Origin of the sequence: Streptomyces sp. NPDC014894, from assembly GCF_043080985.1 — a bacterium.
Taxonomy (GTDB): domain Bacteria; phylum Actinomycetota; class Actinomycetes; order Streptomycetales; family Streptomycetaceae; genus Streptomyces.
The window spans coordinates 37887-55714 of sequence record NZ_JBIBWD010000023.1 but is presented as its reverse complement, the minus strand read 5'-3'; the positions used below and the strand labels follow the sequence as shown (position 1 = coordinate 55714).

The window sequence follows — 17828 nt, the reverse complement described above, 5'->3', positions numbered from 1 at the left end:
AGCCCCGCTGTACGGCCCGGTCCGGCGGCTGTCCGGCGTCCTGCGGCCGGATCCGGGGTGGGCGAACCCCCGAACGAATCTAGTGCACTAGATGTACCTTGAGTGACGATCATGGGGTGGGTCTCCCGCCCCTCCGTCCTTCGTCGCTCCGGGACCGCCCATGCTGCTCGCCGTCACCCTCATCACCGCCGGCGTCTTACTCCGCCAGGCCGACCGGGCTCACTTCGCCCGCCGCCGCCCGCGCGCCGGATCTTCCGCCGACCTCATAGCCCTCCAGCGCGCCCGCGCCAACAACCTCACTCCGCTCCTGCTGCTGGCCGGGCAGTGGGTGCAGATCACCGGCTGGTGGCTCCTCGCCGCCCACGGCCCCCTCCTCGCCACCGCGGCCGCGCTCGGGGTCGCCGTCCACTTCCGGCACCTCCAGGAGATCAGCCACTTCGCCGTCCACGGCGTCCTCGCCCGCACCCCACGGACCAACCTGCTGCTCGCCGAGATCTTCGCCCACCACCCGCTCGCCCTCGGCCCCGTCCCCGAGCGCCGCCGACGCCACGTCCGCGACCACCACCCCAACGCCACCCTGCCCGGCGCCGACCCCAACCTCGCCGAACTCCACCGGGCCGGGCTGCGCCCCGGCGCCACCACCCTCCGGTTCGCCGCCGCGCTCGTCCACCCGCTCACCCCGTCCGGCATCCGCGCCACCCTCACCTCGGTGGCCGGCGGCCTCGGCCACTCCCCCGCCCGCGCGGCCACCGCCGTCGCCGTGATCGCCGCCGCGTACCCGGCCGGCGGCTGGACCGCCGTGATCTGCGGCGTCCTCATCCCCCGGCTCCTGATCTATCCGCAGCTCGCCTGGCTCAGCCTCCTCGGCGAGCACACCTGGTTCGACCCCGAGCACCGCACCGGCACTCCCGCCCAGATCGAAGCCGGACGCTGCCTGCGCCTCTACCCCCAGAGCCGGCTCCTCGCCGCCCTCGCCGCCGCCACCTGGCTCCCCTACGGCGACCTCCACCACTACGCCCACTCCGCCCACCCCGCCGTCCGCTGGAACTACCTCCCCGCCCTCGAACGCCATCTCACCCCGCCCCACTTCACCACCGACAGCCTCCTGATCGGCCCCCGGTCCGTCGCCGCACGCCACCACCGCGCACTCACCACACCCGCCCCGGCCACCGTGGTCGCGCCGGACAGAACGGCCCCCGAGGTGTGACACCCGGGCACATCTGAGGTCCGGTCCGCATCGCGTATTCCGCCGCTGAAACGGCTGCTGCCCCGAACCCGGTACCGGGTTCGGGGCAGCAGCCAAATGTACGGAACAGAGGTCAGCCGGCGTCCGGGCTCTTGCCGACGAGCTGGGTCAGCAGCTCGATGATCTGCGCCTGGTTGCGGTCCACCTTGGCGTTCAGATCCCGCACCTCCCCGGCGAGGTCACCGATCTTCTCGTCCAGACCGGCAACCTTCGTGTCAAGGCCACCGACCTTCTCGTCGAGGTTGCTGACCTTCTGGTCGAGATTGCCCACCTGGAGCCGCAGAGCGGTCAGGTCCGACTTGACGATCCCGAACTCGCGGTCCGTCTTGTCCTGGGCCTGCTCGTAGCGCCGGGTGAGAGCAGCGAGCTCGCTCTGCGCGATGGGATCCTCGGCCACCCCGGGCCCTCCTGCCAGATCATGAAATGAAGCGGTCATCAGACGCCCACGATATCGCCCCCGGCCGGTGCCGTAACCCTCCCCGCAGACGCGCGACCCCACGACAGCGCGGTGCGGGCAGGTGCACACTTCCGTACAGTGGTGTGCATGACGGAAACGACGTACTCGATCGTGGAAGCCCGCGCCCGCCTCGGCGCCATCGCCCGCGGAGTCAGCGCCACCCGCGAACCGGTCGCCATCACCGACCACGGACAGACCGTCGCCATACTCGTCAGCCCCGCCGACGCCCTCGAGCTCCAGGAGCTGCGCGCCCTGGCCGCCTACCGCGAGCGCCAGGCCCGCGGCGAGAACGCCGGCGTCCCGCACGACGAGGCGTACCGCCGCGTCTTCGGGGATGACGCGTGAGCTACGAGGTCATCTGGGAACCCGAGGCCCTCGCCCAGGCGGAGCAGCTCGCGAAGAGCGACCCGCGGGGAGTCCGCCAGGTGTTCACCGCCGTCGACCGCCTCGCCGACAACCCGCGCCCGGACGGAGCGTTCGGCAGCGCCGACATCCTTCGTATCCACGTCGGGATCTACCGCGTGATGTACGAGATCAGCGACCGACAGGTCCGCGTCAGCGTGATCCACCTCGGCCGCGTGCGCTGAGGACAGTGAAGTCCGCTTGGATGTCGCCGACGGGCGGGACCGGTCAGTCTTCGGCCCATGCGCTGCCCGGGGTGGAGCGGATGCCGCGCCAGCGCGGGAGGCTGTAGCGGGTGACCAGGCTCCATGCGGTGCGGGTGGCGTCCTCCACCCACGCGTGGCCGGCTGCGGGGAGATTGCCGACCCCGACCAGGTGCTTGGTGATCTGCTCCTCGGAGATGTGCTCGTTGCCGTGCCCGAGGTACTTCAGGACGTACACCGCCAGGTAGTCCACGTCGGAGGCCCGGCCCCGGCCGCTGAGAATCTTCTTCAGCCGGTGTCCGAACTTGGACCCGATGCTGAGATCGCCTTCGCCCCAGAAACTCGACACGTACGGTCGCGGGAGGATGTCGATGAGGTCGATCAGGTGAGCGAGATCGGGATCGTCGGCAACGATGATGGGTTCGGACACGGGGCGACCTTCCGGAGAAGACGTACGGACAGCGCTGGACAGTGCTGCCGCCCCAGATCATCAAGGCCCCTGCGGGGTGACATGCCACTTCCCGCAGGGACTGCCCGGTTCTCTGTCCGCAATGGCTGACAACGCCCTCTTGCACCCGCGCGATTGCAGTCCTTCAACCAGGGACTGCAATCGCCTATGGGCAACTCCTCCGCGGACGACGACCACCGCAGCCCGCGCAGGCCTTCCCGGTCCGCGCCTGCCGGTTCAGTAGAGCTGGACCCGGGTCAGGACGCAGTGGGGCTCGTCGGCGTCGGCGACGATGACGTACTCGGCCACGCCGAGGGAGCCGTCCGGTCCGAGCGGGACACGGCGCTGCTGGGGCCACTTCGACGAAGCGGTACTGCCCGGCACGTACCCCTTGGTCTCGTTGATCTGGACGGTCACCGCGATGATCGCCCCGAACACGTCACCCGGCAGTGCAAGGTCGCCCAGCAGGGCGTCGACCTCGGCGGACAGCAGGCAGGGCCAGCCCTCCGGCTCCTGGTCGTACGGCTCACTCAACGGGCCGGCCCGCTGCTCGGCGGCGCTCGACGGCGGCGGTGACCGTGGTGGTGGGCAGGGTCCCGTTCAGCGCGGCCTCGGTGAGCCGGTCGCCGTTCGGGTCGGTGTCGAGCATCGCCTCGCACCACCAGCGGCGCAGCACCGCGCCGGCGTCCTCGGGCGCGGCCGCCAGGAGCTCGCGGTAGAACTCCATCCGGCGCCCGCCGTCGAGCGCGGCCGCGATGCCGTCGGCGTTGCGCGGGACACGGTCCGGCTCGTGCGAGTGGACTGGCTGTGCGCTCATTCGGGGCGCCCCCTTCTCTGTCTGCCCCCGAGTCTGCCCTCTTCCAAGGGTCCGGGTCGACTGGAACGGCGGAAGCTGGACTCGCTGCTACGAGGCGGGCACCTCTGGCCGGCACACCTTGCAAAGGCGGTAGTCCGGCTTCCCCCGCGGCCGGGCCCGTGAAGTGGCCCACTCCTGAGTTTCGGCCGGGGTCATGATGTCGAGCAGCAGGTGCTCGCTGTACCGCCTGGCCGCGCACGCGCTGTTGTAGTCGTGGTGCTCATGCGCCCACTTCTGGAGTGCGCGGTCGTACGCCTGCCCTGCGAGTCGAGTGTGTTCGGCCGGCATCTCGCGGCGGATGTAGGTGCAGGTCGTCCGGTGCAGGTTGCGGCCGTTGGCGGTGAAGCTGTTCCGCTCCGGAGACTGGAAACGACGCCACAGGCCGTCAGCGACGTCGAGGAGGTTGTCGAATGCCGACTGCGCGACCTGGCACCATTCACAGCGGCCACAGGGCGGCTCGGGCTCCCGCTCCTCGTTCGCGGGCCACGTGAAATCGGTCTCCCACGGGTTCATCTGTTCCCTCATGCTCGTCTCCGTCCGTGCTGTGGTGGCGCGGCTCACACCGTCTTGACCAACGACCGGGGCGCGGTTTCGCAGTGCGGTGGTCCGCTCTCGTTCGTCTCGATCGGGGCGGGTGCATCGTCCGGGGGGACTGCGCTGGTCCCGGGAAACGCGCGGCGGGACAGCTCGCGCATCGCCTGGGTCTGCCGTTCCACCGTCGCCGCGATGTCCGGGTCCGCCCGGGACGGTGTCACGGCCTGGCGGTGTGCCTCGATCGCACGCCGGTAGCCGTCCGGCGGCATCCGGCGCTCTACCGGCGCGACGGGTGCGGTCGGCTGCGGTTCCGGGTCGGCGACCAGTACGGCGGGGCCGGCCTTCACGGGTGCGGGGCCAGCCGAGCCGGGCTGTGGGAGCGGTCGTGGCTATGGCGGGGATTCCGCCCAGGTGTCCGGCCCGCCGCCCCGCCACTCGACCACCGCCGGGTCGGTGAGGTCCAGGGATTCCGCGTCGGTCATCCCGGCCGCCGTCAGGAACACCGCGATATCGCTGACCTTGTAGGCGGTGCCGAGAATCTGCCCGTCCCAGCGCACCCGCCGCCACCCGCGCTCATCCGGCGGGTAGACCACCAATCGGGGACTCCCCATAACCTCAGCTTCGCCCCGGACACGGGGGCCCGCACCGCGAGCGCCGGCTCCCGTCTCTCCGGCCCGGAACCCGCCTCCCTCCATGGGGGCGCGCGGCTGGACCGTGCGCGCCGTGCCAATGCTCTGCCCGCGCGGCGTACCGTGACCCCGGACAGCACTTCGCGTGAAGGGCCCGAGCGATGAGCAGCACACCACCCGCTGACCCCTGGTCGACCCAGGTCCGCGGTGAGACCGTGACCCTGCCCAGCACCGCCGCCGACATCCGCGCCGCTCTCCCCGCAGAGCGTCAGGCGGAGTTCGACGCCGCGCTCGCCGAGCTGGACGCCGCCGGCGCTCCGGAAGAGCTGCGCACGCTGCGGCTGGCGTGGTGGGCGCTGGAGACCGTGCCCGGCGCCGTCGAGGAGACCGACGCGGAGATCGCCCGGCTGCGCGCCGGGGACTACAGCGGCGTCGTCACCCTGGACGAGAACGGCGACCTGGTCCCGATCGACGGCCACGAAGCCGCGTAGAACCTACCGGATCGCCTACGCAGGGCAGGCCGAAGCCGCGTTGCGCGCTCTGCCGCGCCCGCGCCGTACACAGATCGACACCGCGATGCGTTCCACCATCGCCCGCGACCCCTACGGCCACGGCTCCACCGCGCCCCGGCCCCGTGAACGGGACTACCGCGAGGTCGCCCTCCCCGGTGCCCAGGCGGTCGTCGTCTACTACGTCAGCGCCCCGGCCGCCCTCACCATCACCGCCGTCCGGCTCATCAGCCTCTGACGAGTTGCCCATAGGCAACTGCTGTGTCGCTTTTTGAGGATGGCAGTTGCCTATGGGCAACTCGCGTCCGTCCGGTCCGGCTGTTGATCCTGGTGCGCGAGAGCCCCCAGCCCGTGTTCGGGCCCTTCAGGCGAGCGTGTGCTCGATCACGAGGTAGTGGGCCGGGGTGATGATCGTGGTGATCTCGACGGCCCGCCGGTCGGCGGTCCGGCCGGTGCGCCCGATGTCGGTGACCGTGCGTTCCGGGGAGATTTCCAGGGCGCGGCTCTCGGGTTCCGTGGGCAGGCGGCTGGGGGTGATCCGCTCTGCGAGATGGGTCTGCTCGAACCCCAACCCGCTCAGCACGGCCCTGGTCCCGGCCGGGTTGAGCGCGGCCGGGTCTTCCAGCAGGGTGTTCTCCGCGATGGTCAGGGGGAACCAGCTCTCGGTCAGGCGTACGGGGATACCGCCGGCGAGCAGCCGACTCCTGCGCGCGAGACAGCCGGCCTGTCCGGGTTCGACGCCCAGGACGTCGGCGATATCGGCCGGTGGTTCGGCCCGCTCGACCACGACCTCGTACCGGGGCTCCAGGCCCAGCGCCAGGATCTCATCAGCCGGGTCGTGCCCCGCTGTGGCGGAATGGGTGATCGGCGGGAGCCAGGTCACGATCGTTCCGCGCCCCTGCCGGGGCCGCACCAGCCCCTCGGCCGCCAGGACGTTCATCGCCCGGTTCACCAGACTGCGGGAGGCCCCGTACTTCAGGGCCAGTTCCGGCTCCGGAGGCAGGACCGACGCCGTCGGATACCGGCGATCGAGGATCTCGTTCCGCAGCGTCGCCGCGATCTCACGGAACCCCAGCCCGGCCTGCGCCTTCTCGCTCACCAAGGCGTCCCTCCATAGGCCGACGACACTACGTCTGACCCTATCGAAGGCCGACCGTGCACCGAGGCGGTGGAGTTGTGTCGGGACGTCCCGGTGCCGTGGGTGCCAATGTCCAGTTGCCGGCTGCCAGTGCGTCCAGTGCCCATGGCTGCACGGGAAGTCCCGCGGGAAGGTGCTTTTCCGGAAAGGCGTCGGACAGCGCACGGTCCCGGCACGTGAGGCCGGTCCGGGTGCCGCTGGCGTCATAGCTGGCCACGCTCTCCCGCAGGACCAGGCTCCCGAGCCCCCACTCCTCATCGTCCGACACGGTGACGAACGTCTGCCGAACGGGATTCTGAGATTGCCTCGGGAGCGCCACCGGCCCCTTCCCCGGCCCGCCGCGAGCTGGGGAGGCACTGTGCGGCATCGGCCCGAACACTTCCACAGCGCTCCGGACCACCTCGACCGGATCACCGAGGGGTGTGAAATCGAACCATTCCCCCCGGGTCCGGTACGCGGAGAAGTACTCGTGGAGAGCACGCTCCAGGCGCGTTCCGCCCGGAAAGACCGCGAGGATGGAGAGAGTGACCGGAAGTCCGGTCTGCAACTGGGAAACCCGCTGCTGAGGGCTGGCACTGGTGCCGATCTTCACGGAAGCGAGCCCCTCAGCACCCACCACATAGACGCTGGACACCACCCCAGGCACGGCCGGAATCCCGGCATCCTGGCTGTGAAGGACGGCGGCCCGCCTGCCTGATGTGTCGCTCATCCCTGCTTCCTCCATGCACTCGTTCTCCGGCGCCTCTTCCTTCTTCAGCCCCGGACCGTTCCTGTGCCGTGTCCCGGTGAGTCGGCGGTCAGGGTGGTGGGATGAGCCGCACCGCGGTGACGGTGAGGGCGGCCTGGGCGACGTAGTAGACGACGAACACGTTCCGAACCGTCGCGGTGCGCCGGTCCCGCTCGCCTTTCATCGCCTCCGATCCGTGCGCGTACGGGTCACGGCCCAGGGTCTGTTCCATGCGGGACCGGAACCCGGCCGGGTCGCTGACCTTCTTCAGCGTCTCCTCGGCGACGGGCGCGTACGAGATCCGGAACCGGCGGCTCACGCGGCTCCCTGCTCCCGCAGTTGCGCGAAGATCTCCTCGTCCTCCGGGAACGAGGCCAGCTCGACGATCCACCGGCGCACCACGTTGTAGAGGTCGTCGACGTTCGCCGCGTCGATCTCCGCGTCGAACTGCGCCCGCCGGTCCCCGGACAGAGCGGCGCGGATCCCGCCGACGGTGGCCGGCACCTCGACCCGCTCCCCGTTGTGCATCGTCCACCGCACATCGCCCTCGGCCATCACCGAACACCCCTGTCCATAGCGGGACTGCAGTCCCCGCCACGGTAGCGAGAGCACCCGGCTTGTCGGTGCCGAACGGCCAGGACTTCACTCCCAGGAGACCGGGCCCAAAACAGCATCTGCGTCTGCACCTCTCGGGCGGGTCGTACCAGATGAGAGGCGGTGTTCCGCTACGGTGTCGGCCACGGCCAAGCGCGTACGCCGTTCGCCACCGCCACCAGGCCCACGCCGCCGGGTGTGCACCGTGGTCAAGGGCTTCCGAGTCCCGCGCATCAACTTTCCGCACTACGGCCTGCCGTCGTGCCAGCAGAGGGGTGGCTCTGCCGGCGGGAGAACGTCATGCCGAACGCACAGTCCACCCCCGAACAGCGTGCCCGCCGCGACGCCCGCCAGGGCGCCAAGTACACCACCGCGCTGCGCGCCCACACCGGGGCGGCAACGTACGACTGCCCCTTCGGGCCGGGCCACTGACGATGCTTCGACATACCCGGCAGCGTAGCCACCGGTCCGTTCGGGCGGCAGGGCGCGAACTGCCCGCGCTTCAGGTTGGGTTCGGCCGCTACGCTCATGCCACTTCACCGGCTGCCTGCGGAGCACGTGACAGCTCGGGGACGGTTCGCCCGGCCTTTTCGGCACGGGCTCGGCGCAGGGCGGCGGCCTCGGTCGCCGCTGCCTGACGACGTCGCTGGAGGCGAGCATTGTCGATCGAGGCCGGGGCGTCCTCGGGCACCGCGGGCGGCTCGGGGAAAGCACGGCGGCTGAGCTCGCGCAGGGCCCTGTTCTGCCGTTCGATCGCCTCGGTGACGCCCGAGCTGACGTGCTGGACGCGCGGGACGGCCTGGTGGGCGGTGAGTGCGCGGTGGAAGCCGGGCGGGGCCATGTCGCGTGTCCTGACCGGCGTCTGGGGCGCAGCCGCCGTCGTCGGAGCGGTGACCGCCTCACGGGGTGCCGGGGCTGCCGTGGCGCCCACGACCAGGACGCGGACGGTGCGGACCGTCTGGGCGCCGACCGCGTCGTTCGCCGCGGCGACGATCCGGGAGGTGATCAGGCGCAGCTGGGTGGCGTACGCGGGCGAGTCCGGGCGCAGGTCCAGCTGTCCGGTCTCCGCGTGGAAGGCGACCGCCTGGACGTGCGCGGGCAGGTTCGGGGAGATGACGGCCGCGATGGCGGGCCACTGGTCCAGGATGCTGCCGCCGGCGGCCGGGACGTCCCAGGCCCGGTCGGCCATCAGGCCCTGTAGGACGGCGGCGAACCCGGTCGGTTCCCGGCCGTCACGCCGGGTCGCCGTGGTGCGGGTGCGCCGCTTGGTCTTCCGGGTGCCGCTCTCGCCGCGGGCCTTGGCCGCTTCGCGCGCCTGATGCAGCGCGACCCGGGCCAGGTCGACGCCCGACAGCTCCGGGGCAGGCTGCGCGCTGGTGGTGTTGGGGGTCTCGGTCATCACGGCCTCCTACCGGCGTCCGACGGTCATCAGCGAGCTGCTGCCCGCCAGTTTGCGTACGCGCCGCACCAGGTCAGCGCCGTAGATCTGCTCAGCGCCGGCCGGACCGAGGGTGTCGAGCGTCATGATGACCTGGTCGGGCCTGCCGAGCATGTACTCCTGCCAGGCCAGGTCCCGGAGCGCCTGGAGCTCTTCCTCACCGGGCACGTCGGGGCCGGTCTCGGCCGCTTCCTGGTGGCCGTCGGGGAGTTCGTACTGCGGCTGCTTCGGGGCGAGCGCATCGGCCAACAGGCGGCGCACGGACTCGCTGCGCGGCGGCGTCCAGTCGCCCTCCCACTCCTGGTGGCGGGCCTGCTCCGCGCGGCGGGAGTCGCGGTACGCCTGAACGGCGCGAGCCCGGCCCTCTTCGGTCGGCCACAGGGCTACCGCTCCGGCCAGGCGTCCGGCGAGGAATCCGGACGGACGGTGCACGGTGTCCGGGGCGTCGCCCAGGTCAAGGAACGCGATCACCTCATCGGCCGTCCAGCCCGCGTCCGCAACGTCCTTGAGGATCCAGGCGATGCGGGGCACCGACGCGCGGCCCATCCATGGCACCTGCCGGATCAGCTCCGAGGCCAGCTGGAAACGCCGCCCCACCGCGTTGAGCTTCCGGCAGCCGGGCTTGACCTTCTTCGGGGTGGGGGAATCGCTCTGCCCGCTAGCGAGCTTGCTCTCAGAGGGAAGCGAGGTAGTACCGGCAGTAGAAGAACTTGAGGTACCCACCTGCATTGGGGTGCAACGGACCTCACCAGAATCAGCCATCACAACCCGCTGCTCAGCAGTCTCCCGGACACCCTTCGCCGGGGCCTTCGAGGACGACTTCGCCCGCCGTCGGCGGACCTTGCGGGCCGCCTTCTTCGCCAGCTTCGCCATCAGCTCCCGGCCGGCCTCCGCGATCCCGGACACCGCCCTGGTGTACGCCGGAGCGGCCTCGTCCCGCTGCACCGTCCGGATCCCCAGCGCGACATCGAACGCCTGAGGGATCATCCGCGCGAACTCTGACGTCTGCGCCGGTCCGCCGGATACCCGGGTGCCCCGCACGATGTACGCGAGCAGCCCGGCCTCCCGCAGCATCCCCAGGTGGTACTCCACCGACCGCTCCGACAGGCCGGTACGGCGCATCAGGTACTCGATCCCCGGACGGCACGGAAACAGCGCCGCAAGCTCCTGGGCGAGACGGACCGTCGTCGGCCCGAACGAACGCGGCCCGTGCGACCGGTACCGGCGCGGCTCGTACAGCCCGGACCCGGCGACCCAGTGGACCGCCTGCATCCAGGAGTAGCCGTCGCCCGCGATCCGGCCCGTCGACGTCGACAGCCACTGGGACGCCTTCGGCACGTACAGCGCGGGCAGCACGCCGACCACACCGCTGTCGGCGGGGGAACGAGGAGAGGGAAACCCGACCACGGCCTCGCCGACGGAGTTGTCGGTCAAGTCCGCGCGGGGGTGAATGAGGGCGGCGGCGGACGTGCTGTCAGCGCCGACGGAGTTGTCGGCGAACTCACCGCGAGGGTGCACCAGCGTGTCGGCCGCCGCCGTCACCGCGGTCACCGGACACTCCGGAGATGATTCATCCCGGCAGCATGCGCGGCCCGACTTGTGGACAGAGGTCCGGTTCCCGCCCGGCGGGGAGTCAGCTCTGTGTCTCCCGCCATCTGGGAGGCAATCATGGAATCGACCACGCCTGACGGGACGCCGCACAGGCCGGAACGCAGCACTGCGAGGGGCGCGAACGGCCCGGCACCGGGCCCCGGAGCAACCGGCCTTTGTGGGTTTCTACCGGAAGAGGGGTTTCCTGAAAAAAGCGGTGCGAAGAGGGGTGATTCGGGCGCGACTCCCGTGACACGGAACGCGCTAAAGCGGCAAAACGTGCCGAAACGGTCAGTGCTCGGCTTTTCAGGGGACACCAGATCAGGCACTATGAGAGCGACCCGCCTTCCATATAGCTGAACCGACCCGAGCCCCTCGGGGCTGGACGAGCCGGATATGTGGATGTGCTGGTTATCGCCCCCTTCGTGAGAAGAGGGCGGACACCGATCGGGTGGGGGGAGATTTCTCCTCTCCTCTCGATCCCGGTGAACCGCGAAGCCCCTGTGGTGGGGGCCTGCGGGTGAAGCCGGATCGGACTGCTGTGGCTGTGGTGGCTGTATCGGTTCGGTGGTGGCCCTGATAAGGGGCCAGGTGTAGTGAGCGGCCTGATAAGCCGCAGCTCAGGACCGGCAGGAACCGGGACTTGAGCGGCCGACGCGGGTGGTTATTCCGGTCGGTAGACGGGCCGTGCGAGGCCAGCGGGAGGTTAGTCCGCTTCTTGGCGCGCGCGGCCGATGGCCACTAGGTCATCCCGACCCCCCTTCGGAGGCCGGCGTCGGCATGCCCTCGTTCAGCTCAGCGGCCTCGGGGAAACGCTCCGCGAGCCGCTTGAGCAAATGAATGTAGGCGTCACGCTGCGGGCGCCGGGGCTGGCTCTTGCCCAGCTCCCAGCGCACAACGGCAAGGCGCTGTACGCCCACTGCGTCCGCGACGTCCTGTTGCGTGAGGTTCGCGGCGAGACGCAACTGGGCGCGCACTCGCGGCGGCGGCAGGACATCGTCCAGGCCGTCCAGCAGGGCATCGACCTGCTTCAAGCGGTCCGGGTCGGACATAGCGCAGCCTCTCAAGATCGATCGATCTCTGAAACATACACCATTTGATCTCCGGCGGAGAGGTTCAGCCGCTGCGCGGGGCGCGCCGCGGGATGCCCGATAGGGTTCGAGATCGTGGCCCGCCTCGCGCTTTTCGATCTGGACAACACGCTGGCCGACCGGCAGTCGGCGCTCAGCGACGCCGTGACCGGCCTGTGTCGTTCCCGCGCGCTCTCCCCAGAAGTCGAGCAGTGGCTGCGCATCGAGTTGGCCGACCGCGCGACCGCCAACGACTTCGCCCAGCTGCGGGACGCCTTCGGCCTGGAAGCGTCGGCCGCGGACCTGTGGCAGGAGTACGTCACCCTCATGTCGTCCGCCGTTACCTGCCGCCCCGAGGTCCTCGTGGGCCTGACTCGCCTTCGCGCGGCCGCTTGGACGATCGGTGTCATCACCAATGGGGCCGGTGACATCCAGCGCGCCAAGCTCGCCGGGACCGGCCTCGCCTCCTTGGTCGACGGCGTCGCCGTCTCGGGCGACCTGGAGATCCGCAAGCCGGATCGGCGCCTCTTCGAACTTGCGGCCACCCGGTGCGGCGTTAGCCTCACGGACGGCGGCTGGATGATCGGCGACAACCCGACTGGAGACATCGGCGGCGGACAACAGGCCGGCCTGCGCACCATCTGGCTGCGCGGCCGACCATGGCCCGACGGACTCCCTGCCGCTCACCACGTCGTCGACGATGTCACCGACGCCATCACCATCCTGCTCAACGAAACCTGGGAGTAGCACCGTGGGCCAGCCGACCGTCGGCATCCTCCACCCTGGCAGCATGGGTGCCGCCGTCGCCGCCTGCGCCGCGACCAACGCGGCCGACGCCTTGTGGTGCGAGACCGGGCGCAGCACTGCGTCCGTGGAGCGCGCCGCCAACTTCGGCCTGACTCCCGTGGCCACGCTGGCCGAACTGCTGGATCGCAGCGACATCGTCATCAGCCTCTGCCCGCCAGCCGCTGCCGAGGACCTGGCCCGCGACATCGCCGGGCACCGCTTCGCCGGGGTGTACGTGGAGGCGAACGCCATCAGCCCTGAGCGCGCGCAGCGGATCGCTGGGCTGCTCGAACCGGACGCTACCGTCGTGGACGGTAGCGTCGTCGGCTCTCCGCCGGTGGGCGGCAAGACTCCGACCTTGTACCTGTCCGGCCCGGTCAGCGTGACCGTGCGCATCGAGGCACTGTTCGCGGGCACTGCGGTCCGGACGGCGGTGCTGGGCACGGAGGTGGGGAAGGCGTCTGCGCTGAAGCTGTCGTACGCCGCGTTCCAGAAGGCCTCGCGGGTGCTGGTGGCGCTTGCGGTCGGTATGGCGCGCGAGCACGGCGTCGACCAGGAGCTCATCGAGGTCGCCTCGAAGCGCAGCGGCTCGTACCTGTCCGAGCCGCAGTACGTCGCCAAGACCGCAGCCCGCGCTTGGCGCTGGGGCCCGGAGCTGGAGGAAGCCGCCGACACGCTCGCGGCCGCCGGCCTCCCACCGGAGATGCTGCGCGCGGCTGCGACCACGCTGGCACGGTGGCACGACGCCAAGGACGGCAGCGAGCTCACACTCACCGACGCCTTGGACCGGCTCGCCCAGCCGTAGCCCGCGTTCATGCCGTCGCTGCCCTCGCCCGCTGCACCAGCAGCTGATCAATGAGCCGCGCCGCGTCCTGCGGCGCCGACGCCGTGGTGTCCACCGTCAGGTCCCAGGCCAGGCCCGGGTGCGCGTCCAGGTCCTCGCGGGTCGCTGCCCACGCTGCCAGGCGCGCCGTGGTGTCGCTGTCGCCGCGCCCCGCCGACCGCTGCTCGGTCGTCTCGCGCGGGCACCACAGCAGCACCAGCGACCAGTCAGCCGGGTAGCCGTCGACCACGGCCTGGACGCCGTCGACCTGCCCGAGGTGCACCACCGGCACCCCGGCCGCGAACGCCGCGTCCAGGCCGGGCTTGTCGATGACGTACGTGTTGCCGTAGCGGCTGTTCGCGTAGACGACGCCGCCCGCGGCCTCCAGCTCGCGCAGCTGCTCCGCCGTGCTCATCCGGTAGCCAGCCGACTTGCCCGTCCCGACCTTGAGCCGCGCGAACTGCGCGTACCGAGGGCTCAACTTCGTGAGCGCCGTGGTGATGGTGTCCTTGCCCGACGCTGGCGGTCCGTACAGGACCACGCCCTGACGTCTGGTCATGCGTACATCGCCCCCATCGCCTGCCGGGCCTGGTCCGCGAGCGTCACCGCGGTCCCCAGCCGGTTGTCGACGACCAGGTGCGGCACCGCCGGGCGCAGGTCCAGGTCGATGGTCGCCATGTACTCATCCCACCGGGCGAGCTTCCACGCGTCGCGGGCCGCGGACCGGAACGTGATGTACTCGCGCATCGACTCCTCATCACAGCGCACCCACACGGGGAAGACGTCGACGCCCATGGAGGCGGCCCGGTTGGACAGGCGCTGCATCCAGTCCGGGTCGGTCAACTCGGAGATGAATGGTGCCGAGAGCACGGTGCTGATCCCGCACTTGATGTTGGCCATGGCTGACTGCATGAGGCAGTCGTACTCCACCGACCGGACGCGCTCCCGGTAGAGCTCTGTGTGCCGGTCGTTCGGGTCCCCGCCCAGCGCTACCAGGAGCCGTTCCACCAGCGGTCGGGTGAGTGGGTCCTTGTCGAGCAGCGGCCAGCCGGTGAGCTGGACGAAGAACCTCGCCAGCTCCGTCTTGCCGCTCCCGGCGTATCCGCCAACCAGGATCAGGACGGGGCGGTGCGGGTCGCCGCCGGTGTGCCTCCGCTTCCAGGCGTCGATGATGCGCTGCTGGAGAGCGAAGTGCCCGGCATCCTCGCTGCCGGGCGAGATGCGGTGGATGGCCCGTTCGACGGCCAGGACGTGGGCGCCGTTGAGGCGGTCGTCCATCGGCGTGAGCTTGAAGGACGTCTCTTCGCCGGGCAGAGCGGTTCGGAAGCCGAGGTCCGGTTCGGTCGCGCGGTAGAGAAGACAGTAGGCACGACGATAGTGCGGGCCCGGGTAGACCTCGCCCTGTTCGTGCTGCCACAGGGTCTGAGGGTTTGCGGCTGGGATCCCCTTCAGCTTGGCCTGCTCAGCAACCTCCCGCAGCCGTTCGCCGGCCTTCTCCAGGGTCAGGCCGTGAGCCTCGCGCTGCTCCCGCAGCCGGTCAGGCCGCCACCCTGCTCGCTGCTTCCCCACCCCGTGCCCCTCCGTGATCGTCATGGCCGCGAGCCTAGGGCTCGGGCTACAAATCGCATGTATACGCGGATGTTGAAAACGTGTGAATGGCGGTGCGTACGAGCTTCGACAAGCGCCTGTGATGGTTCGCCTTGCGCGGCCCGAGTGTGATGGCCCTCACGAGAACAGCTGAGGGGAGGGACACCGTGGCACGTGAGGTGCAGTCAGTGGTCGTCGTCACCATCTCCGTCGTCATCCGCGAGTCGAGCACTCGCGTGGCGTCGGATGGAGTAGCCGATCTCGAACTCTTCGGCGCTCATTCTGGTGTCGTTCAGCTCTACGACCTCGCCGTTGGAGCTGGTCGTGACCCGCACGACGCGCAGGAGCGGAACGCCAACGTCGGCTGGGAGGTTCAGTGCCTCCGCCTCTTCAGGCGAGGGCATGCGAGCGGAGACACTTTCGCTCCAGCGGAGCGGGCGGTGGCCCATCTCCTCAAGGCGGTCGTAGATGCCTCCGGCTCCCGTGTCGGCCTCCGCGAGTCGAGTTCCTCGAGCCAGGTCGGCCGGCAGGTAACTAGTGGCCAGCTGCTTCGGATTCCTGCTCTCGGGTTCGCCCATCACGCGGTCACGAACGAGGACTTCGGACCCAGTGGGGAGGCCCATGAGGGCAGCGAGATCCATCGGCACGACGCCCCAACGCAGGGTGGGAGGCTCCAAAGCCGCCCACGGTTGGGCCGTCGGGTCGAAGTAGTAGCCGATCTCATCGCGGAAGACCTGGCGGGATCGAGCGATGCGCCGCTTCTCAGGACGCTCCCGCACGATGGTCCCTCTGCGGCGCACCGCGACGACCAGACCCTCTTGCTCCAGGAGCGAGATGGCGCTTCGCACGGTCTGGTAGCCAGCGCCGTACTGGGCTTGGAGCTCGGTCAGCATCGGCAGCTTGTCGCCCGGCATGTATCGCCCCTCGCCGATCTGCTGTCGCAGGTCAGCGGCGATGTCGCGATACGAGACGGGCATCGGAGCCACCTTTCAGAGTGCTGCGCGGATCTGATTCTAGGGCTAGCTCTATCAGTCGGCGACGCGCGAGCACAACCGATCGACTCGAATAGAGCTATCGCTATTGACTCGACAGTCCAGCATGGTCTCTACTAGTCGATAGCGATAGCCCTAACGCTCTGCTGAGCAGGGGTTACGCACTCAGCACCATCGCAAAACAGCAGGTGTCGCCTCTTCGGGGGCGGCGGCAGTGGGGTGAGCCGAGCTCCCCCGGCAGGCCTGTACCGAATAGCTCGACCTGATCCACCTCGAACGGCGCTGCTGCGCTGTCTGTCCGCCAGGACTTCACCTGCCGAAAGGCCGGCCTGGCGCGGCAGAGAAGGCAGCACCCGCACCCGATCCCACATCAGGAGGATTCGATGCCCCGCAAGCGTCCCGGCCGCGTCCGGACCAGGAACACCAACCGCCGATCGGCGCTGCTGCTCAGCTCTATGTCCCCGCAGGACTACAACGTCCGTCCCACCGAGGTGAAGTCGATCGCCTGCCCCGACTGCCGCACCTGGCGCCGGATCATCGGCGAGACCACCCTCAAGATCCGCCCCCACGGCCTCGACCGGGGGAAGCTCAAGGAGGGCGAGAAGCGCCCCCTCTGCCCTGGCAGCGACCAGCTCGTGGTCATCGACATCAATGTCCGGAGCTGGCAGGCCCGGCAGAACCGCCTCCTGCGGGACGCGATGCCGCAGGACAACCGGCGTGCCGCCCAGCAGTTCTACAAGCCCGTCCCGGCCCCGGCCGCGCCGGTCTCCCGGATCAAGGCGGAGGTCACCCTTGAGACCGCCCGCCAGTCCTATCTCGCCCACCGTCAGGGTTGCACGGGGTGTGTCGGTGGTGAGAACCGCCGGCACTGCACGGACGGCGCCATCCTTGCCCGCCGCTACGTCCTCGCGCTCAACCAGGAGCCCGCCCGCCGCGAGGCCCGCGAGCAACTAGAGCGCCAAGAGCAGCGCGCTGTACGGCAGCGGTCGGCACCGGCGGTCCGCAGGTCTCAGTGGGCCAAGCACGGCGGCGAGGACGTCGAGAGGGCCAACAACCTCTGCACGGCGCGGACGTCGGGATCGGTCTCCGAGTTCCGCGGCCCCGACCTCCCGATGCTGCCGCAGGACGTCGAGGCGCACGACAGGCGGCAGACCGAACTGGGCAGGCAGTACGCCCGTAAGGCCCTGGCACCCTCGGCGATCTGACCCGCACACCGAGACGAACGCCCACGGCCCCGGCCACCCCACGATTCGGGGTGGCCGGGGCCGTGGCTGCTCGTACAGCAGTCGATGCTGCCCCGACCCCGGAGGAACTCCTGATGCGCGTCACGCTGAACGACCTCTACCCCCGCTACTCCGCCCGCCTCGCCGCTCACGCTGCCGAGCAACTCGCCGCGATCGGTGCCGACCCGGTCGCGGACACCGACGACGTCACCCAGGACGTGTGGCTCCTGGCCGCGCAGCTCCTGGTGCTGCCGGAGTCGGAACACGCGTGGGCGGTCCTCATCGGTCTGCTGGACCAGGCGCTCGCCGCGCACGAGATGGTGCGGCACCGGGAGCTGCCGTACGGGATTGACGGGCCGGGAGTGCGCTGGATGCCCCCTGCGCCGCTGGGCGCTCTGCCGTCTCCGGCCGCTGTCTACCCGTCGTCGGCCGCAGCGGCGGCCTGACCTGGGTCTCCTGTTCTGCACGTCGCCCCCGGCCCACGCGTAATGGGCCGGGGACGGCGTGGGGCTACAGGAACGCCCCGGTGCACCGCTTGGGAGGTGAAGGCCCCGGGCGGCGCGTACAGGCTCACCG

Annotated in this window: 26 protein-coding genes; 10 read left to right on the top strand and 16 right to left on the bottom strand. The window is 70.3% G+C overall.

Translation table 11 applies throughout. The features are described from left to right. The first annotated feature begins 160 nt into the window (after positions 1-160). Positions 161-1207: a dihydrouridine synthase gene (locus ACF089_RS34320; protein ID WP_392035612.1), complete on the top strand. Its 1047-nt coding sequence runs from the start codon at positions 161-163 to the stop codon at positions 1205-1207. A gap of 112 nt (positions 1208-1319) precedes the next feature. Here ACF089_RS34320 and ACF089_RS34315 read toward each other — a convergent pair whose 3' ends face one another. Then, positions 1320-1643, bottom strand: coding sequence for a hypothetical protein (locus ACF089_RS34315; protein ID WP_392035609.1), 324 nt, complete (start codon positions 1641-1643; stop codon positions 1320-1322). A gap of 147 nt (positions 1644-1790) precedes the next feature. Between ACF089_RS34315 and ACF089_RS34310 the strand changes: the two genes are divergently transcribed. Both ACF089_RS34310 and ACF089_RS34305 read left to right on the top strand, forming a co-directional pair. Then, positions 1791-2048, top strand: coding sequence for a type II toxin-antitoxin system Phd/YefM family antitoxin (locus tag ACF089_RS34310; protein ID WP_392035606.1), 258 nt, complete (start codon positions 1791-1793; stop codon positions 2046-2048). Further along, positions 2045-2290, top strand: a complete 246-nt coding sequence (locus ACF089_RS34305; protein WP_392035604.1) for a type II toxin-antitoxin system RelE/ParE family toxin — start codon at positions 2045-2047, stop codon at positions 2288-2290. The genes ACF089_RS34310 and ACF089_RS34305 overlap by 4 nt, the downstream gene beginning before the upstream one ends. Before the next feature lie 43 nt (positions 2291-2333). Here the strand turns inward: ACF089_RS34305 and ACF089_RS34300 are convergent, their stop codons facing one another. The 5 genes from ACF089_RS34300 to ACF089_RS34280 all read right to left on the bottom strand — a co-directional run bounded on the left by ACF089_RS34300 (position 2334) and on the right by ACF089_RS34280 (position 4757). Then, positions 2334-2738 (bottom strand): hypothetical protein, encoded by a 405-nt coding sequence (locus ACF089_RS34300; RefSeq protein WP_392035601.1) that lies wholly within the window; start codon positions 2736-2738, stop codon positions 2334-2336. 255 nt (positions 2739-2993) lie between these two features. Continuing rightward, positions 2994-3290 (bottom strand): hypothetical protein, encoded by a 297-nt coding sequence (locus ACF089_RS34295; protein ID WP_392035598.1) that lies wholly within the window; start codon positions 3288-3290, stop codon positions 2994-2996. Continuing rightward, positions 3283-3573, bottom strand: coding sequence for a hypothetical protein (locus ACF089_RS34290; protein ID WP_392035595.1), 291 nt, complete (start codon positions 3571-3573; stop codon positions 3283-3285). Before ACF089_RS34290 ends, ACF089_RS34295 begins: the two co-directional genes overlap by 8 nt. Positions 3574-3660: 87 nt before the next feature. Beyond that, a complete protein-coding gene (locus tag ACF089_RS34285) occupies positions 3661-4137 on the bottom strand; it encodes a hypothetical protein (RefSeq protein ID WP_392035592.1) in 477 nt (158 codons plus the stop codon). 398 nt (positions 4138-4535) lie between these two features. Next, complete coding sequence (locus ACF089_RS34280) at positions 4536-4757, bottom strand: hypothetical protein (protein ID WP_392035589.1); 222 nt, start codon at positions 4755-4757, stop codon at positions 4536-4538. 179 nt (positions 4758-4936) lie between these two features. Between ACF089_RS34280 and ACF089_RS34275 the strand changes: the two genes are divergently transcribed. Both ACF089_RS34275 and ACF089_RS34270 read left to right on the top strand, forming a co-directional pair. After that, a complete protein-coding gene (locus tag ACF089_RS34275; protein WP_392035586.1) occupies positions 4937-5266 on the top strand; it encodes a hypothetical protein in 330 nt (109 codons plus the stop codon). 85 nt (positions 5267-5351) lie between these two features. Continuing rightward, positions 5352-5522: a hypothetical protein gene (locus ACF089_RS34270; RefSeq protein WP_381735598.1), complete on the top strand. Its 171-nt coding sequence runs from the start codon at positions 5352-5354 to the stop codon at positions 5520-5522. A 126-nt stretch (positions 5523-5648) separates the two neighbouring features. Here the strand turns inward: ACF089_RS34270 and ACF089_RS34265 are convergent, their stop codons facing one another. The 4 genes from ACF089_RS34265 to ACF089_RS34250 all read right to left on the bottom strand — a co-directional run bounded on the left by ACF089_RS34265 (position 5649) and on the right by ACF089_RS34250 (position 7704). Beyond that, positions 5649-6383, bottom strand: a complete 735-nt coding sequence (locus tag ACF089_RS34265; protein ID WP_392035583.1) for a GntR family transcriptional regulator — start codon at positions 6381-6383, stop codon at positions 5649-5651. Between the two features lie 40 nt (positions 6384-6423). Further along, positions 6424-7131, bottom strand: coding sequence for a GIY-YIG nuclease family protein (locus ACF089_RS34260; RefSeq protein ID WP_392035580.1), 708 nt, complete (start codon positions 7129-7131; stop codon positions 6424-6426). A gap of 88 nt (positions 7132-7219) precedes the next feature. After that, complete coding sequence (locus ACF089_RS34255) at positions 7220-7468, bottom strand: hypothetical protein (protein WP_392035577.1); 249 nt, start codon at positions 7466-7468, stop codon at positions 7220-7222. Continuing rightward, complete coding sequence (locus tag ACF089_RS34250) at positions 7465-7704, bottom strand: hypothetical protein (RefSeq protein ID WP_392035573.1); 240 nt, start codon at positions 7702-7704, stop codon at positions 7465-7467. Before ACF089_RS34250 ends, ACF089_RS34255 begins: the two co-directional genes overlap by 4 nt. Before the next feature lie 339 nt (positions 7705-8043). On the opposite strand from ACF089_RS34250, the gene ACF089_RS34245 reads away from it, so the two are divergent. After that, positions 8044-8175, top strand: coding sequence for a hypothetical protein (locus ACF089_RS34245; protein WP_392035570.1), 132 nt, complete (start codon positions 8044-8046; stop codon positions 8173-8175). A 94-nt stretch (positions 8176-8269) separates the two neighbouring features. On the opposite strand, the gene ACF089_RS34240 is transcribed toward ACF089_RS34245, so the two are convergent. The 3 genes from ACF089_RS34240 to ACF089_RS34230 form a co-directional block, all read right to left on the bottom strand. Next, complete coding sequence (locus tag ACF089_RS34240; protein ID WP_392035567.1) at positions 8270-9142, bottom strand: DciA family protein; 873 nt, start codon at positions 9140-9142, stop codon at positions 8270-8272. Between the two features lie 9 nt (positions 9143-9151). Next, positions 9152-10732, bottom strand: a complete 1581-nt coding sequence (locus tag ACF089_RS34235; RefSeq protein WP_392035565.1) for a winged helix-turn-helix domain-containing protein — start codon at positions 10730-10732, stop codon at positions 9152-9154. Between the two features lie 785 nt (positions 10733-11517). Then, positions 11518-11823 carry a helix-turn-helix transcriptional regulator gene (locus ACF089_RS34230; protein ID WP_384053432.1) on the bottom strand — a complete coding sequence of 102 codons (306 nt, stop codon included), beginning with the start codon at positions 11821-11823 and terminating at the stop codon, positions 11518-11520. Positions 11824-11937: 114 nt separating this feature from the next. Between ACF089_RS34230 and ACF089_RS34225 the strand changes: the two genes are divergently transcribed. Together ACF089_RS34225 and ACF089_RS34220 are read left to right on the top strand one after the other, a co-directional pair. Beyond that, positions 11938-12588, top strand: coding sequence for an HAD family hydrolase (locus ACF089_RS34225; protein ID WP_392035562.1), 651 nt, complete (start codon positions 11938-11940; stop codon positions 12586-12588). 4 nt (positions 12589-12592) lie between these two features. Next, the gene (locus tag ACF089_RS34220) at positions 12593-13432 is read left to right on the top strand and encodes a DUF1932 domain-containing protein (protein WP_392035559.1); all 840 of its coding nucleotides are present in this window, start codon (positions 12593-12595) and stop codon (positions 13430-13432) included. A 7-nt stretch (positions 13433-13439) separates the two neighbouring features. Here ACF089_RS34220 and ACF089_RS34215 read toward each other — a convergent pair whose 3' ends face one another. The 3 genes from ACF089_RS34215 to ACF089_RS34205 all read right to left on the bottom strand — a co-directional run bounded on the left by ACF089_RS34215 (position 13440) and on the right by ACF089_RS34205 (position 16014). Then, complete coding sequence (locus tag ACF089_RS34215) at positions 13440-14009, bottom strand: guanylate kinase (RefSeq protein ID WP_392035557.1); 570 nt, start codon at positions 14007-14009, stop codon at positions 13440-13442. Beyond that, entirely contained in the window at positions 14006-15043 is a 1038-nt protein-coding gene (locus ACF089_RS34210) for an AAA family ATPase (protein WP_392035555.1), read from the bottom strand. Before ACF089_RS34210 ends, ACF089_RS34215 begins: the two co-directional genes overlap by 4 nt. 179 nt (positions 15044-15222) lie before the next feature. After that, complete coding sequence (locus ACF089_RS34205) at positions 15223-16014, bottom strand: GntR family transcriptional regulator (RefSeq protein WP_392035552.1); 792 nt, start codon at positions 16012-16014, stop codon at positions 15223-15225. Between the two features lie 398 nt (positions 16015-16412). Between ACF089_RS34205 and ACF089_RS34200 the strand changes: the two genes are divergently transcribed. Both ACF089_RS34200 and ACF089_RS34195 read left to right on the top strand, forming a co-directional pair. Next, positions 16413-17234: a hypothetical protein gene (locus ACF089_RS34200; protein WP_392035549.1), complete on the top strand. Its 822-nt coding sequence runs from the start codon at positions 16413-16415 to the stop codon at positions 17232-17234. A gap of 113 nt (positions 17235-17347) precedes the next feature. After that, a complete protein-coding gene (locus ACF089_RS34195) occupies positions 17348-17698 on the top strand; it encodes a hypothetical protein (protein WP_392035546.1) in 351 nt (116 codons plus the stop codon). Positions 17699-17828 lie beyond the last annotated feature (130 nt).